We start from the raw sequence: 15198 nt of genomic DNA, 5'->3' as shown, positions 1-15198 counted from the left end.
TCAGTACGAGCCGTATGCAACGATCCCGCGCCGGACGGCGTCGAGGGCCGCCCGGGCCGTCGTGGCGAGCGGAGCGTCAGCGACCATCGACAGCTGATCGAGCAGGTCGATGGTCTGCTTCGTCCAGCGTACGAAGTCGCCGGCGGCGAGATCCGCCTCCTGCAGCACGCGGTCGAGCGAAGCCCCCCGCGCCCAGGAGTGCATCGCCTGGGCAAGACCGGTGGCGACCGGTGACGACCCGGGCAGACGATGGTCCTGCTCCAGATCGTCCAGACGCGCCCACAGCTCCTGCGTCGCCGTCAATGCCCCGCGGAATGCGCCGCGTGGAAGTCCGTGCTCTCCGGGGCCGCTCTCGTCGCGACGCGGCTCGTAGACGAGGCAGCAGGCAAGAGCGGCAAGACCCGCCGGGTCGAGGTCTTTCCAGATACGGGTGCGCAACGACTCCGCGACGAGGAGATCACGTTCGCCGTAGATCCGCTTCATCGTCGCGCCGGCGGCGGTCAAGGCGGTGGCGCCGTGAGGATCGAGATGCACGTAGTCCAGCGCGGTGAGCACATCGACGACCCGGTCGAAGATGCGGGCGACGGTGCCGGTGCGCATGTCGATCTGCTGACGCAGTTTGTCGGTATGGCGCCGGAGTTTGCCGTACCGCTCGGCCCATCGGGCGTGCTTCTCGCGATCGGGACAGCTCTGGCACGGGTGCCGCTTGATGCTGCGCCGCAGCGACTCGATCCGCTCCTGGCGCTGCTGGCGCACCTTCGGCGGTCCGGACCGGTCGCCCTTGCGTTCGAGATCGCCCAGCTCGCGCCTCATCCGGGCAAACTCGGCGAAATCGCCCCTCTCACATGCCATCGACGCCGCATAGCCGGCGAGGGACTCCTCGGCATCCTTGACCTCGCGCGCCAGCCCCACCACGGCCCGGTCGGCCTGGAACTGGGCGAACGACGACTCGAGGATCTCGCGCGCCCGGGCCCGACCGAACTGGTCGATGAGGTTGACCGCCATGTTGTATGTCGGACGGAAGCTCGAGTTGAGCGGGTAGGTGCGCCGCGAGGCGAGGGCCGCGACGGCCTGGGGATCGAGACTCTCGCTCCACTGGATGACCGCGTGACCTTCGACATCGATGCCGCGGCGTCCCGCACGTCCCGTCAGCTGCGTGTACTCGCCGGAGGTGATGGCGACCCGCGCCTCGCCATTGAACTTCTCCAGCTTCTCGAGGACGACGGTGCGTGCCGGCATGTTGATGCCGAGCGCGAGCGTCTCGGTCGCGAAGACGACTTTGACGAGCTTTCGCTGGAAGAGCTCCTCGACGATCTCCTTGAATGCGGGGAGCAGGCCCGCATGGTGGGCGGCGACACCGCGTTCGAGGTTCTCCCGCCACTCCCAGAAGCCGAGGACGGCAAGATCCTCGTCGGGAAGCGTCAGCGTGCGCTCGTCGACGATGCGACGGATCTCATCGCGCTCGTCGCGGTCGGTCAAACGAACACCGGAGCGTCGGAGCTGCTGCACCGCTGCCTCGCACCCCGCGCGACTGAAGATGAAGAAGATCGCCGGCAGGAGGTTCGCCCGCGCGAGCAGTTCCACCACCTGCGGGCGGTCGATGCGCTCGATGCGCTGCGCGTTGGCGGAGCGCAGGGGGCGCACTCCCCCCTTCGGAGGCCGCGGACCGCCCGATCGATCGCCCTGCATCCGATGACGCTGCGAGCGATAGTCCTGCGCCCGCCGATTGCTCTCGAAGGTGGAGCCGCGCACCGATCGCAGGCGCATGAGCTCCTGATTGACCTGCGCGGTCGCGATTCCGGCCCGGTCGTCGAACAGCGGCAGCAGGTCGCCGCGCACCAGGACATGCTGCTCCAGCGGAACAGGGCGGGTCTCGGAGACGATCACCGCGGTGTCACCGCGCACGGTGTCGAGCCAGTCGCCGAACTCCTCTGCGTTCGACACGGTCGCCGACAGCGATACCAGCTTCACGCGCGCGGGCAGATGGATGATGACCTCCTCCCACACCGCCCCGCGGAACCGATCGGCGAGGTAGTGGACTTCGTCCATCACCACGTACCGCAAGCCGCGCAGTGCCGGCGAATCGGCGTAGAGCATGTTGCGAAGAACCTCGGTGGTCATCACGACGACGCGGGCGTTGCCGTTGATGTTGGTGTCCCCCGTGAGCAGGCCCACCTCGTCCTCGCCGTAGACCTGCTGCAGCTCGCGGAACTTCTGGTTCGACAGCGCCTTCATCGGGGTCGTGTAGAACGCCTTCTCATCGGGTTCGCGCATGGCCAGATGCACGGCGAATTCGCCGACGATGGTCTTTCCCGCGCCGGTGGGCGCTGCCACCAGGACGCTGCGTCCGTCCTCCAGGGCATGACAGCCCGCGATCTGGAAGGGGTCGAGGTCGAAGCGCTGCTCGTCGGCGAAGGAGGCCGTGATCGGATGCGCCTGACGGGCCTGCGCCTGCGCGTAGCGGCTGGCGGGATCCGTCACAGGTCGAGCCCGAGCGCCTTCTCGCGTTTGGCGCGTCGGCGATCGAAGATCACCGAGAGCCCGGCGGCGGCGAAGTAGAGCACCGTCAGGATGCCGGCCAGCAGCAGCATGCTGACGATGTCGGCGGCGGGCGTGGCGAGGGCTGCGAACAGCGACGCCACGAGAACGGCCACTCGCCAGCCCTTCAGGATCGCCATGCCGCTCATCACCCCCGCAAGGTTCAACGCGACCAGGAACACCGGGAGCACGAAAGAGACGCCGACGACGAGCAGCAGCTTGAAGACGAAGTCGTAGTAGTACTTCGAGTCGTAGATGTTCGACGCGCCCTGCGGAGTGAACGAGGCCATGAGCTCCACGATGTGGGGCATGATCAGCCACCCGACGAACACCCCGGCGGCGAACAGCGGCACGGCGGCGCTCACGAACCCGATGGTGTAGCGGATCTCCTTCCGGGTCAGACCCGGAACGAGAAACGCCCAGATCTGCCATACCCACACCGGTGCGGAGAAGATGACGCCCACCGCCAACGCGATGCGCAACCGCATATCGAACGGACCCGTGATGCTCTGGTACATCAGCGTCACGACGTCGCCGTCGCCGCGCTGGGCGGCGACGACCCGGATCGGCTCGGTCATGGCCCAGATGATGGCGTCGGTGAAGATCCAGGCGATGATCATGCCGACCACGAGCGCGATGATGCCGATGATGAAGCGTCGGCGCAGCTCCGTGAGGTGCTGCGCCAGCGACATCCGTCGATCACGACGGGGCACGTCGTCCTCGCCGAGACGAGCGGACTCGACCGTGGCCACCGACGTCAGGGCTTGGTGTCGGGTCCGGGCTCGGCGCTCGAAGCGGCCGTCCCGGCTGCGCTTCCCGTCACCGGCGGCGCGGGCGGCGTCGCGGTCGCGGCGTCATCTTCCTTCATCGCCTTCATCTCGCCCTTGAAGACGCGAGCGGACTGACCGACGCTCTTGGCCAGCGCGGGGAGCTTCGCCGCCCCGAACAGGAGCAGGATGATGACGACAAGGGCCAGCAGGTGCCAGCCGGTCAAGCCTCCGAGCATGAGGGTCTCCTCGGGTCTGGGGATATCGCCCAGTCTACCTGCCGGCCCCGCCGCCGGGCTCAGGCGTACTGGGCGAGCCCTGCCTCGGCCCACGCGGCGGCCGCGCGACGCGCGGCGTCGGGACTGACGATCTCCAGATCGCCGCCGAGCTTGGCCGCCACACGTTTCAGACTGCGGGCGTCGCCCACGCGCACCCGCGCTGAGCGCACCGTTGCGTCGGCATCGGCCGGGTCGTCGATCACGACGTAGTCGGCCAGCAGCGATGCCGCAGACGCCCGGTAGCGGACCGCGACCTCGACGTCGCGGGCGGCGCCCTCGAACAGTCCCGGAACGCTGTCGTCACCGTGGGTGCTCACGATGTCGGTGAGACGCACGTCGGAAACGCGGTCGAGGTGGAAGGTGCGCATCGCCTGACGCAGGTGGCACCACCCCTGCAGGTACCACTGGCCGCCCGCGATGTGGACCTTGACCGGGTCGACCGTGCGAGTGGTGGGCGCGGCATCCGGGGCCTGGTAGGTGAAGGCCACGGCGACGCCGTCACGCAGGGCGCGATCGACGGTCAAGCGCACCTCGTCCACCTCACCGGGCGCGACGATGACGTCGGCGGGCACGCCGGAGGCGCCGCGCGCCAGCTTGGCCAGCAGACCCTGGATGACTCCGCTCTCGCCGACACCGGGCAGCGACGCCGCAACGCGAAGTCCGGCGAGCAGGGCCGCCGCCTCCGGGGCGGTCAGACGCGGGGTGCGCTCGAGCCCGACGCTATTGGTGATGACGACCAGGTCCTGCTGATCCAGAAGATCCCAGTCGATGTCGAACAGATCGTTCGCCATCTGCCAGAAGCCGCCGTCGCCGGGCAGCCCGATGACGGTCAACTTCTCCACCATCGCCCGCATCTGTTCGACGGTGACATCGAACTCCTCCGCCGCCTCGGTGAGCGACACCTCGCCCTTCCCGATCAGATACGGCACGAGCTGCAGGATCAGGGCCGCGCGATCGGTGGCCAGCAGAGGTTTGCGTCGCGCACTCATGACCGCTCCCCCACCGCACCGCCGTGTATCTGCACGGTGCGTTGCAGACGTGCGATCACCTGATCGCGCAGGTCTTCCGGTTCGACCACGCGCACCTCCGGACCGTACGACGCGAGCTCGTCGGCGAAGATGTGCACGTCGACATAGGGAACGCGGATCCCCTGGCCGGCGGGCGTCGCCCGCCGCGTGAGACGCAGAGCGGCCTCGGTGCCGGGGGCGATCTCCAGCAGTGCCTGCTGACGGGCGGCGAGTTGCGCCAATCCGGTCAGGGCACGCTCGCCCGCCCCCTCGCGGAGGGCGAGGTCGAAGGTGGTCCGCGTGATCGCGACGTCCGACACGATCCGGGACAGCAAGAAGGTGCGCACATCTCCCTGCGCCAGATCGAAGCCGTACACGTGCCACCTCGCCTCGTACTCGACCAGCGCGTAGGGCTGAACGCGTCGCACCCGTGCGTTCGCCTCGCCCGCCTTCAGGTAGGAGAACTCGACGACACGTCCCTGTTCGATCGCACGCTGCATCGGCGAGAAGGCAGGCTCGCGCAGATTGACACGCGGAGAGTAGCCGATGATCGGCGCGTCGACCTCGATGCCCAGCGCGCGGATCTTCCGCAGGCCGCTGCGGGCGTCGGCCGACATGGAGCTCTCGCTCCAGACACCACCGGCGAGATTCAGCACGGCGAGCTCGGCCGGCGTGAACTCGATGTCGGCGGGAAGCTCGTACTCCGCGGTGGGAATGCGGTACCGCGCCTCGCGGAGGTCATCGGGATCGGCATAGTCACCGATGGTCTCCACGGGGATGCCGAGCGAGCGGAGATTCTCCTTGTCGCGCTCGAACATCTTCTCCAGCGCGTCCTTGGAAGCCCCCGCGGAACCCTGCTCGCGGTAGCCGGCCACCGACGACAGGATCGTGTCCTTCGTCAGCCCCTGCTCCGTCGCCATGAGTGCGACCACCAGGTTGACGAGGCGCTCCTCGGGCGCGCTGCGGCTGGTCTCGGTGGGCACCCGTCAATCTTAGGCGCCGCCTGTGGAGCGGCGGCGGTGCCGCGCGGGGTCAGGGGGCGGCGGGAGTGTCCACGCCCAGCACGTCGATGACGAACACGAGCGTCGAGCCCGCGGGGATCGATGAGGTGGTCTTGTCCCCATAGCCGAGGGACGGCGGGATCACCACGAGGATCTGCGACCCGACCGTCTGCCCCTTCAGAGACTGCGCGAAGCCCGGCACGACGGCATCCAGCGTGACCGCCGTCGATGCCCCCTTGTCCCATGTCGAGTCGAACACTTTACGATCGGCCCACGTGAGGCCCGTGTAGTTGATCCGGATCTGATCGCCGTCTCCGACGGCGGGGCCGTCGCCCTTCTTCAGCACCTCCACGGCGAGGTCGGACGGCGGCGCGGTGTCCGGGATGATGATCCCCGGCGTGCCGTTGGGAGCCAGCACGACCGAGGGCATCCCCCGTCGATCGTTGTACTGAGGCGTGCCGTCCGCCGCGGCGAGGTAGACCTTCTGTAGGTCGATCGCCACGACGATCGAGTCTGCGCCGGTGAGGCCCCACCCCTGCGCGGCCTCGGCCGACAGCGCGCTGGCCGGAACGGCGCCGAGGATGCGGGAGCCCTCGGTCGCGCAGGTCATCAGCTCAGCGAAGCCGGCGTACTGCTCACGCCACTTCGACAGCGGCGTCACCTGCGTGCCCGACGTCAGGATCTTCTGACCGGTCGACCCGCTCATGATCGTGATGGTGAACTGCACATCCTGCATGTCGGAGGTGACCCGCAGGCCGGAGCCGACGGTCTCGTCGACGGCGACCGTGTGATCGACGTAGACCGGAGCGCTCAAGGTCAGGTTGGGGGCGCCCTCAGCCCCGGAGACGCTCACCGTGTTGAGCACACCCGAGCTGTCGGTGGGGCGGTCGCACGAGGCCGCCGATCCGGGCGTCGAAGCGCATCCGACGAGGGTCAGAGCAGACAGGCCGATGACGGCGAGGGCAGCAGGGATCCGGCGCACCGGATCAGTCTACGTCGTCCGGTGCACCGCGCCCGGCCGTGACGGCGTCGGCCGTCGCCTGCCGAGCGCCGTCCGCTGCGCGCTGTGCCTCGCGCACGCGCTTGCGGAGGTTCTTGTCGGTGATCTGACGGTCGCCGACGGCCCCGGGCGTCCAGAGTTCGACGTCCTCATCGGCATAACTGGGCTTCTTCAGTGCGCGCTTGCGCACGTCCGGGGGCATCGCACCCGGTGCCAGGCGACGCGCCGTGATGAGAAACCCCGTGTGTGCGACCATCCGATGATCCGGTCGTACCGCGAGCCCTTCGACATGCCATCCACGCACCATCGTCTCGGTCGCTTCGGGCTCGGTGAACAGACCGGTGGCACGGATGTACTCCGCGACACGACTGAGTTGGGTCGCGGTGGCGATGTAGCAGAGCACCACACCACCGGGCGTGAGAGCGTCGGCAACCGCGTCGATGCACTCCCACGGGGCCAGCATGTCCAGAACGACGCGATCCACGGATGCCGCGCCCACCGCACCGGGAAGCTCTTCCACGAGATCACCGACGACAACTTCCCAGCTGTCGGGCGTGTGCCCGAAGAAGGTCTCCACGTTGGCACGAGCCACCTCCGCGAACTCGTCACGGCGCTCGAAGGAGATCAGGCGCCCCGCCGGACCGATCGTGCGCAGCAGCCACATCGACAGCGCGCCCGAGCCCACACCCGCCTCGACCACCGTCGCGCCGGGGAAGATGTCGGCGGACGCCAGAATCTGCGCGGCATCCTTCGGGTACACGATGGCAGCACCGCGCGGCATCGACATCACGAAGTCGCGCAGCAGCGGCCGCAGTGCCAGGTACTCGTGACCACCGGAGTTGGTCACCACCGATCCGTCGGGCTGACCGAGCAGCTGTTCGTGTTTGAGCACGCCGTGGTGGGTGTGCAACTCGCCGCCCTCCCGCAGGGTGACGGTGTGGAGGCGGCCCTTGGGTCCGGTCAGCTGCACGCGGTCGCCCAGGCGGAACGGGCCGCTCGGGCGCAGGTCGACGAGGGATGTCGGGGTGGTCATGCGTGCTCTCCTGTGCGGTGGGTCCGGTGCGCCGCGTGGACCGCGGCGATGTCCTCGGGCGTACGGCCTGCGAGTGTCGGCCACACGGTGTGGGCGCCCGTCCCGACGAGCGAGACCATCAGCGGCACCCCGATCGTCGTGACGCCCGCGGCGACGGCGGCGCGCACGCCCGTCGGCGAGTCCTCGATCGCGACGGCGTCGGCGGGGTCGATGCCGAGGGCACGGCACGCCTGCAGATATGCGTCCGGGAACGGCTTGGGACGCGTGACGTCATCGCCCGCGACGATGATCTCGAACAGCTCGGGAAAGGGCGCGACGACCTGTGATGCCATCCGCCGCATCGACATCGTCACCAGCGCACAGCGGATGCCGGCGCCGCGCAGCGCGGTCAGCAGCTCGTGCGCCCCGGGACGCAGAGGGTTCCCCCGCTCCGAAAGCAGGCGCGTCACCTCTGCGGTGAGGTGGGCGATGATGTCGGCGACGGACATCCGCACGCCGGCCTCCTGAAGGATCGCCCCGGAGGTCTCGAGTCCCTGACCCACCAGAGTCAGGGCTTGTTCGTGCGTCCAGGTGCCGCCGAAGCTCTCGACGAGGGCCGTCTCGGCCTCCATCCAGTAGGGCTCGGTGTCCACGAGGGTGCCGTCCATGTCCCAGAGAACGGCGGCGGGGAGGGCGGAGCTCATCGGTCCATGCTACCGACGCCCCTCGGCGCCGCTGTCGCGCGCGTTACGGCCGCCCTCGCGAGGGCGTCGGCGCGTATCGTGGAGGAATCGATGGACCGTGCGAGAGGGGCGGAGTGGACGAACTGGGTAATCGCGTGCTGATCGTGGCCTTCGACGGCTGGAATGATGCGGGTGAGGCCGCCTCCGCCGCCGCGGCGCACATCCGCGAGTCCGGCGCGTACCGGGAGGTCTTCGCCGTCGACCCGGAGCTGTACTTCGACTACCAGTACACCCGCCCTCAGATCACTCTCGACGCCGACGGCTCGCGCACGCTCACCTGGCCGGACGCCACACTGTGGCGACCGCTCCATCCCGCCGACGGCACACGCCTGTGGGTGCTGTCCGGGGTCGAGCCCGCACGCGCCTGGCAGTCGTTCGCCGCCGAGCTCGTGGACGCCGCGCTCACGGAGGGCATCACCGGCATCGTCGCGCTGGGCTCGATGATGTCCGACGTTCCGCATACGCGACCGATCTCGGTGTTCGCCGGCAGCGAGAACGACACACTCCGCGCCGCGCTCGGCCTCGAGAAGCCCACCTACGAGGGCCCGGCGGGCATCCTCAGCGTGCTCACTGCGGCCGCCGAGGCGGCCGGCATCCCGACGGCGGCGCTGTGGGCGAACGTTCCGCATTACGTCGCCGGCCATACCCCGTCGCCGAAGGCCACGCTCGCGCTGCTGGACCGCGTCACCGATCTGACGGGCGCGGTCGTGGCGCGCGGGGAGCTCCCCGCTCAGGCACTGGCCTGGGAGGCATCGATCGACGCGGCCGCGGCCGACGACGAGGAGATGACCGAGTACATCCACCAGCTGGAGCAGACGCGCGACACCTGGGACTCGCCCGAGGCGTCCGGCGACGCCATCGCGCAGGAGTTCGAGCGGTACCTGCGCCGGGGCGGCGAGGGTCCCGGCAAACCTGGTCCGCCCGACCCTCGCCGCTCCTGATCAGTAGGCCTGCAGCACGCCGAAGCTGAGCAGGATGATCAACAGGATGCCGAGCGCAAGCCGGTACAGCACGAACGGCAGGAAGCTGCCGCGCTTGAGGTAGCGCATCAGGAACGCGATCACGGCGAGGCCCACCCCGAACGCGACGGCGGTCGCGACGCCGGTCTCGACCATCGTGTAGACCTGGTCGCCCGGATCCTTGATGGCCTGGATCAGCTCGTACAGGCCACTGCCGAAGACAGCGGGCACGGCGAGCAGGAACGCCACTTCCGCCGCCGCGGGCCGGGTGTAGCCGAGCGCCAGCCCCATCGTCGTGGTCGCCCCCGAGCGGGAGACGCCGGGGATGAGCGCCAGCATCTGCGCGAGGCCGAGGGAGAGGCCGTGTCCGTAGGTCAGATCTTCCTCCGTGCGGGTGCGCCGTCCGAGAGCATCGGCGGCCCCCAGCAGGAGACCGAAGACGATGAGAACGGTGGCCACGAGCCAAAGATTGCGGAACGTGTCGCGGATCACGTCCTGGAAGAGGTAGCCGGCGATGCCGATCGGGATGGTGCCGATGATGACGATCCATCCCATGCGCGCATCGGGGTCGTTGCGCGGCACGCGGCCGGTCAGCGACTTCGCCCACTGGGAGATGATCCGCACGATCTTGCCCCAGAAGTAGACGAGCACCGCGAGTTCGGTGCCGATCTGGGTGATGGCGGTGAAGGTCGCGCCGGGGTCTTCGGCGGACGGGAGGAACTCGCCCATGATGCGCAGGTGGGCACTGGAGGAGACGGGGAGAAACTCGGTGAGTCCCTGGACCAGGCCCAGGATGATCGCCTCGAACAGGTGCATGGGGGGCCTTTCAGTACGTGCGGATCAGATCGGTGAGCACGCGCTGCCCGAAGACCAACGCGTCGATGGGGACGCGTTCGTCCACACCGTGGAACATACCGGTGAAATCGAGATCCGTGGGAAGCCGCAGCGGCGCGAACCCGTATCCGGCGATGCCGAGCTCGGCGAGCGCCTTGTTGTCGGTCCCGCCGCCCATGAGATACGGCAGGACGGGGACGCCCGGGTCATGACGCTCGAGGGCCCCGACCATCGCGTCCACGAGCTCCCCCGCGAAGGGCACCTCGAGCCCGATGTCGCGATGCGAGACCTCGACGACGACGTCCTCGCCCACGATCCGCTGGATCTCGGCGAGCACGCGTTCTTCCTGCCCCGGAAGGGTGCGCACATCGATCGTGGCGACCGCGGCATCCGGGATCACGTTGTGCTTGTAGCCGGCGACGAGACCGGTCGGGTTGGTCGTCGTGCGGAACGTGGAGCGGAGGAAGCCGGATGCCGGTCCGGTCGCGTCCGCCACGGCATCCGGATCCCGCGGGTCGGCGCCGCACAGCGCCGCCAGGCCGTCGACCGTCTGACGCGTCGTCGCGGTCAGCTCCAGCGGCCAGGAGGACCGCCCCAGAGCGGCGACCGCCTCGGCCAGTCGCGTCACCGCATTGTCCGGGTGGAAGCGGCTGCCGTGCCCGGCTGCGCCGCGAGCACGAAGGCGCAGCCAGACCAGCGCCTTCTCGCCCACCTGCAGGAGGTACGCGCGTCGCTCGCCCACCGGGATGGAGTAGCCGCCGACCTCGCTGATGGCCTCCGTCGCCCCCGCGAACCACTCGGGCCGGTCGCGGACGACGAGCTGAGAGCCCTCGACGCCACCGTTCTCCTCGTCGGCGAAGAACGTGACGATGAGATCGCGGGCGGGCTGCTCCCCCGCCCGCAGCAGATCGGCGACGGAGGTGAGGATCATGGCATCCATGTCCTTCATGTCCACCGCACCGCGTCCCCACAGCATCCCGTCCTTCACGACGCCGCCGAAGGGATCGACGCTCCAGTCCTCGGCGACGGCCGGAACCACGTCGAGGTGGCCGTGCAGGACGAGGGCGGGCTTGTCGCGGTCGCGGCCGGGCACGCGGACGCTCAGGTTCGTGCGTCGCGGGATGGGCTCGTAGTACTCGGGACGCAGGCCGAGCGCCTCGAGGTAGGCGCCCACGTACTCGGCGGCCTCTCGCTCCCCGTGCGCGCGCCCCTCGCCGAAGTTGGTGGTGTCGAAACGGATCAGGTCGCGCGCGACGCGGGCGACCTCGGGCAGTTCGGAGGAGGGCATGCCTCCACGCTAGCGCTCCCGATGCCACGATCCGAGAGCGGAGGACACGTCTGGAGACAAAAGAAAAAGGCCCCTGACGGGACCTTTTTCCTTCTGTGCGCGAGGGGGGACTTGAACCCCCACGCCCTATACGGGCACTAGCACCTCAAGCTAGCGCGTCTACCTATTCCGCCACCCGCGCAGGTGGTTTTCGGTTTCGCAACCGAAGATCGACAGTACCAGATTCCGAGCCAGACGCGGAATCGGTGCCGGGCTCAGCCCGCCGAGACGCCGAAGAGCAGACCGAGGACGTACGTCACCGCAGCGGCCCCGAAACCGATCGCCAGCTGCCGCAGCCCTCGTCGCAGGGGCGGCGCCCCCGAGAGCAGTCCCACCATGGCTCCCGTGCCCAGCAGCGCCGTCCCGACGAGCACGAGGGCCAGGACGACGGCGGGGAGCCCGCTGAGCCCGAAGATCCAGGGCAGCACCGGGATGATCGCGCCGGACGCGAAGAAGAGGAAACTCGACCCGGCGGCGCCCAGAGCACTGCCGACCACTTCGTGATCGGCGCCGGCGGCGCGATGCAACCGGTATGGCTGGCTGCGGTCGGCGGCCTGGGCGGCTGCGATGATCTGGCGCGCACGCTCGTGCGCATCGCGTTCACCCAGACCGCGCGCTCGATAGACCAAGGCGAGCTCGTTCGCATCAAGATCGAGGTCCGGCAGCACATGGTCGGCGTAGTCGCTCGGCTCGGTCGCATCCAGCAGTTCCCGCTGCGAGCGCACCGACACGTACTCCCCCGCGCCCATGGACAGAGCACCGGCGAGAAGACCGGCGACGCCGCTGAACAACACGAACTGCGCCCCCACGCCGGTGGCGCCGATACCCATCACCAGAGCGAGGTTGGAGACGAGGCCGTCGTTGGCGCCGAAGACGGCCGCGCGGAACGTGCCCGACAGCCGCCGCCGTCCTCGCGCCGCCAGGCCGCGCACGACCTCGCGGTGGATCTTCTCGTCGGCGACCATGCGTGCGGTGGCGAACGGTTCACTGTCGTACGGCGAGCGTCCTTCCGCGTTCTGCGCCAGAGCGAGCACGAAGATCGAGCCGAACCTCCGGGCCATCCAGCCCAGAAACACCGAGCCGATGCCCGGAGACGGCAACCGCGACGGTTCGCCGCCCAGCAGCTCGAGCCAGTGCGCCTCGTGGCGGCCCTCGGCTTCGGCAAGGGCCAGCAGGATCTCGCGCTCCTCGCCCTCCCGACGCTGGGCGAGGTCGCGGTAGACCTGGGCCTCCGCGCGCTCGTCGGCGAGATAGCGCGCCCAGCGGCGGCGGTCACGGGAGGTGGGCTCCGAACGCGTGGTCACGGGATCCCACGCTAGCCGCGGCGGCGGCGGCGCAGAGCGCGGCCGCCGCGATTGCCAGCTTTTCGGACGTCCGAACCGCGCGTGAGATGCGCGATGAGCCCGCGCTCACCACGGCGCATGATCAGTGTGTGCGCCGCCGCGAAGACCGGTCGCAGCACGGGAGCGGTCAGACGCATCCAACGACGCGTCGCCGACACCTCCCAGACCCAGGTCAGACGCGCGCCTGTCGCGGGAGCCGACGCAGGGGCGAGGTGAAGACTGCCCTTCCCGACCAGGTCTCCGTCGCTCACCGCCGCCAGCCGCCGCGCCGGCACGAGATCGGTGACGGTGAGCACGACGCGCAGGCGGTAGCCCCAAGGACTGCGAACGCGCAGATGCACGATGTCCCCCGGCGCGAGGGCGGTCCTCCGCGGCTCGAGGCGCACCGCCGGCCACCACGGCACCTCGCCCGCCATCAGGGCGGCTTCGCACCGCGCCCAGCACTCCTCCACCGAGACCGGCAGGAGCCAGTGCGACGTGAAGGAGTATTCCTGCGGCATGCGCGCGAGTGTACGCGCCGGCGGCGAGAGCTCAGGAGCGCACGCGCGAGCGCAGCACCTCGATCCGCGCCTGCAGCTGCGCGACCGTCGCTCGCGCGACCTCGGGGCCGCCGCAGATGCGGCGCAGCTCGGCATGCACGGCTCCGTGCGGCTCTCCGCTCTGGCGGGCATAGAGTCCGACGAGGCTGTTGAGCAGCTGACGCTGTTCGCGCAGGGTGCGGTGCAGCGCCGGCGGGAGCGCGCCGTCGGCGTCCACCGCCTGCGTGGCGACCGTTCCTTCTTTCGCTTCTCGGGCACGGCGGTGCCGGCTCTGACGCGACTGGCGCTGCATGAGAAGTTCGTGCACGTGCTCGGGTTCGAGCAGCCCCGGCAACCCCAGGAACTCCTCCTCCTCCGGGGTGCCCGGCACCGCCAGCTGGCCGAACTCCTTGCCGTCGTAGAGCACACGGTCGAAGTGGGCGACCGAGCCGAGCGCCTGGTAGGAGAACTCCTGTTCCAGCTCGTCCGAGGCTTTGTCTTCGCGCTCCGCCTCGGCGAGCAGAGTGTCTTCGAGCCCGTCGTCGTCGCCGCCCTCGCGGTCGAGAGCGTGGTCGCGCTCGCGCTCCATCTCCCCGGCGAGCGTGAGCAGCACCGGCACGTTGGGAAGGAAGACGGATGCCGACTCGCCCCGGCGCCTGGCCCGCACGAAGCGGCCGATCGCCTGCGCGAAGAACAGCGGCGTCGACGCGCTCGTGGCATAGACACCGACCGCGAGGCGAGGAACGTCGACGCCTTCTGACACCATGCGCACGGCCACCATCCAGCGGGTCGTCGCATTGCCGAACGTCTCGATGCGGCCCGAGGCGGCCTTGTCGTCGGAGAGCACGACGGTCGGCGCCTCGCCGGTGATCTCGCGCAGGATCGCGGCGTACGCGCGCGCCGCCGTCTGATCCGTGGCGATCACCAGTCCCCCGGCATCCGGGACGTCCTGGCGCACCTCGCTCAGACGGCGGTCGGCGCTGCGCAGCACCGCGGGGATCCAGTCGCCCTCCGGATCGAGGGCGGTGCGCCAGGCCTGGGCGGTCACGTCCTTGGTGTTGTCCTGACCGAGGTGGGCTTCCAGCTCGTCGCCGGCCTTCGTGCGCCAGCGCATCTTGCCGGCGTAGACGAGGAACAGCACGGGACGCACGACGCCGTCCGCGAGCGCGCGCCCGTAACCGTAGTTGTAGTCGGTGCGCGAGAGGCGGATGCCCTTCTCGTTCGGGTGGTACTCGACGAACGGGATCGGTGCCGTGTCGCTGCGAAACGGTGTGCCCGACAGCAGGAGGCGGCGCGGCGCGCGACCATATGCCTCGCGCAGCGCATCGCCCCAGCTGAGCGCGTCACCGCCGTGGTGCACCTCGTCGAGGATCACGAGCGTGCGCGCGTCCATCGTCAGACGTTGATGCACCGACGCCTTCACGGCGACCTGAGCGTAGGTGACGGCGACGCCGTGGAAATGACGAGCGGGCGCGCTCTGACGGTTGGTGAACCGCGGGTCGAGTCGGATGCCGACACGAGCTGCCGCATCTGCCCACTGGGTCTTCAGGTGCTCGGTGGGCGCGACCACGACGAGGCGGTCCACGATGCCGCGGCGCAGCAGTTCACTCGCCAACCGCAGGGCGAAGGTCGTTTTACCGGCGCCCGGGGTCGCGGCGGCGAGGAAGTCGCGCGGGCCGGAACCCACGCCGTCCGGTCCGTCGGCGGAGAAGTACGCCTCGAGCGCTTCGGCCTGCCACGCGCGGAGATTCTGCGCCGTTCCCCAGGGGGCGCGCTGCGGGAAGGCGGGCGAAAGGTGTTCGGCGGCGAAGCTGCCGAAGTGCTCCTGTCCTCGCTCGTCCGTCCCGTCCACGACTGACCACCCTAAACGA

General features: G+C 69.5%; 14 protein-coding genes and 1 tRNA gene. 1 reads left to right on the top strand and 14 read right to left on the bottom strand.

The window, feature by feature from the left end; all coding sequences use genetic code 11:
- The 8 genes from PP359_RS01465 to PP359_RS01430 are packed head-to-tail and all read right to left on the bottom strand — an operon-like array spanning position 1 to position 8307.
- Positions 1 to 2481, bottom strand: coding sequence for a DEAD/DEAH box helicase (locus tag PP359_RS01465; protein ID WP_499249755.1), 2481 nt, complete (start codon positions 2479 to 2481; stop codon positions 1 to 3).
- A complete protein-coding gene (gene tatC, locus PP359_RS01460; protein WP_499249754.1) occupies positions 2478 to 3290 on the bottom strand; it encodes a twin-arginine translocase subunit TatC in 813 nt (270 codons plus the stop codon). The genes PP359_RS01465 and tatC overlap by 4 nt, the downstream gene beginning before the upstream one ends.
- Before the next feature lie 5 nt (positions 3291 to 3295).
- Complete coding sequence (locus tag PP359_RS01455; protein ID WP_036320886.1) at positions 3296 to 3544, bottom strand: twin-arginine translocase TatA/TatE family subunit; 249 nt, start codon at positions 3542 to 3544, stop codon at positions 3296 to 3298.
- A gap of 59 nt (positions 3545 to 3603) precedes the next feature.
- The gene (locus PP359_RS01450) at positions 3604 to 4572 is read right to left on the bottom strand and encodes a helix-turn-helix transcriptional regulator (RefSeq protein WP_499249753.1); all 969 of its coding nucleotides are present in this window, start codon (positions 4570 to 4572) and stop codon (positions 3604 to 3606) included.
- A complete protein-coding gene (locus PP359_RS01445; RefSeq protein ID WP_295778604.1) occupies positions 4569 to 5573 on the bottom strand; it encodes a helix-turn-helix transcriptional regulator in 1005 nt (334 codons plus the stop codon). The genes PP359_RS01450 and PP359_RS01445 overlap by 4 nt, the downstream gene beginning before the upstream one ends.
- A 49-nt stretch (positions 5574 to 5622) precedes the next feature.
- Positions 5623 to 6573 carry an FKBP-type peptidyl-prolyl cis-trans isomerase gene (locus PP359_RS01440; RefSeq protein ID WP_499249752.1) on the bottom strand — a complete coding sequence of 317 codons (951 nt, stop codon included), beginning with the start codon at positions 6571 to 6573 and terminating at the stop codon, positions 5623 to 5625.
- Positions 6574 to 6577: 4 nt separating this feature from the next.
- On the bottom strand, positions 6578 to 7624 hold the full coding sequence (locus PP359_RS01435) for a tRNA (adenine-N1)-methyltransferase (protein WP_295820231.1): 1047 nt from the start codon (positions 7622 to 7624) through the stop codon (positions 6578 to 6580).
- A complete protein-coding gene (locus PP359_RS01430) occupies positions 7621 to 8307 on the bottom strand; it encodes an HAD family hydrolase (protein ID WP_112931596.1) in 687 nt (228 codons plus the stop codon). Before PP359_RS01430 ends, PP359_RS01435 begins: the two co-directional genes overlap by 4 nt.
- Positions 8308 to 8420: 113 nt before the next feature.
- On the opposite strand from PP359_RS01430, the gene PP359_RS01425 reads away from it, so the two are divergent.
- Positions 8421 to 9287, top strand: a complete 867-nt coding sequence (locus PP359_RS01425) for a PAC2 family protein (RefSeq protein ID WP_036287771.1) — start codon at positions 8421 to 8423, stop codon at positions 9285 to 9287.
- Here the strand turns inward: PP359_RS01425 and PP359_RS01420 are convergent, their stop codons facing one another.
- The 6 genes from PP359_RS01420 to PP359_RS01395 form a co-directional block, all read right to left on the bottom strand.
- The gene (locus PP359_RS01420; RefSeq protein ID WP_039416063.1) at positions 9288 to 10121 is read right to left on the bottom strand and encodes an undecaprenyl-diphosphate phosphatase; all 834 of its coding nucleotides are present in this window, start codon (positions 10119 to 10121) and stop codon (positions 9288 to 9290) included.
- Positions 10122 to 10131: 10 nt separating this feature from the next.
- On the bottom strand, positions 10132 to 11427 hold the full coding sequence (locus tag PP359_RS01415; protein ID WP_294980028.1) for a M20/M25/M40 family metallo-hydrolase: 1296 nt from the start codon (positions 11425 to 11427) through the stop codon (positions 10132 to 10134).
- Between the two features lie 96 nt (positions 11428 to 11523).
- Positions 11524 to 11608, bottom strand: a tRNA-Leu gene (locus PP359_RS01410).
- 73 nt (positions 11609 to 11681) lie between these two features.
- Positions 11682 to 12770 carry a VIT1/CCC1 transporter family protein gene (locus PP359_RS01405; RefSeq protein ID WP_112931599.1) on the bottom strand — a complete coding sequence of 363 codons (1089 nt, stop codon included), beginning with the start codon at positions 12768 to 12770 and terminating at the stop codon, positions 11682 to 11684.
- Positions 12771 to 12781: 11 nt separating this feature from the next.
- Positions 12782 to 13309 (bottom strand): SRPBCC family protein, encoded by a 528-nt coding sequence (locus PP359_RS01400; protein ID WP_499249751.1) that lies wholly within the window; start codon positions 13307 to 13309, stop codon positions 12782 to 12784.
- Positions 13310 to 13340: 31 nt separating this feature from the next.
- Positions 13341 to 15179 (bottom strand): DEAD/DEAH box helicase, encoded by a 1839-nt coding sequence (locus PP359_RS01395; protein ID WP_499249750.1) that lies wholly within the window; start codon positions 15177 to 15179, stop codon positions 13341 to 13343.
- Positions 15180 to 15198: the final 19 nt, after the last annotated feature.

It is taken from the genome of Sphingomonas sp. BLCC-B65 (assembly GCF_028550675.1).
Lineage (GTDB): Bacteria > Actinomycetota > Actinomycetes > Actinomycetales > Microbacteriaceae > Microbacterium.
Note: the sequence above shows the minus strand (reverse complement) of the source record. Positions and strands in the feature narration are given on the sequence as shown.

Coding starts and splice junctions, on each gene's coding strand:
- PP359_RS01430 (WP_112931596.1), bottom strand. CDS start 8,307: ATGAGCTCCGCCCTCCCCGCCGCCGTTCTCTGGGACATGGACGGCACC.
- PP359_RS01455 (WP_036320886.1), bottom strand. CDS start 3,544: ATGCTCGGAGGCTTGACCGGCTGGCACCTGCTGGCCCTTGTCGTCATC.
- PP359_RS01420 (WP_039416063.1), bottom strand. CDS start 10,121: ATGCACCTGTTCGAGGCGATCATCCTGGGCCTGGTCCAGGGACTCACC.
- PP359_RS01450 (WP_499249753.1), bottom strand. CDS start 4,572: ATGAGTGCGCGACGCAAACCTCTGCTGGCCACCGATCGCGCGGCCCTG.
- PP359_RS01415 (WP_294980028.1), bottom strand. CDS start 11,427: ATGCCCTCCTCCGAACTGCCCGAGGTCGCCCGCGTCGCGCGCGACCTG.
- PP359_RS01435 (WP_295820231.1), bottom strand. CDS start 7,624: ATGACCACCCCGACATCCCTCGTCGACCTGCGCCCGAGCGGCCCGTTC.
- PP359_RS01400 (WP_499249751.1), bottom strand. CDS start 13,309: ATGCCGCAGGAATACTCCTTCACGTCGCACTGGCTCCTGCCGGTCTCG.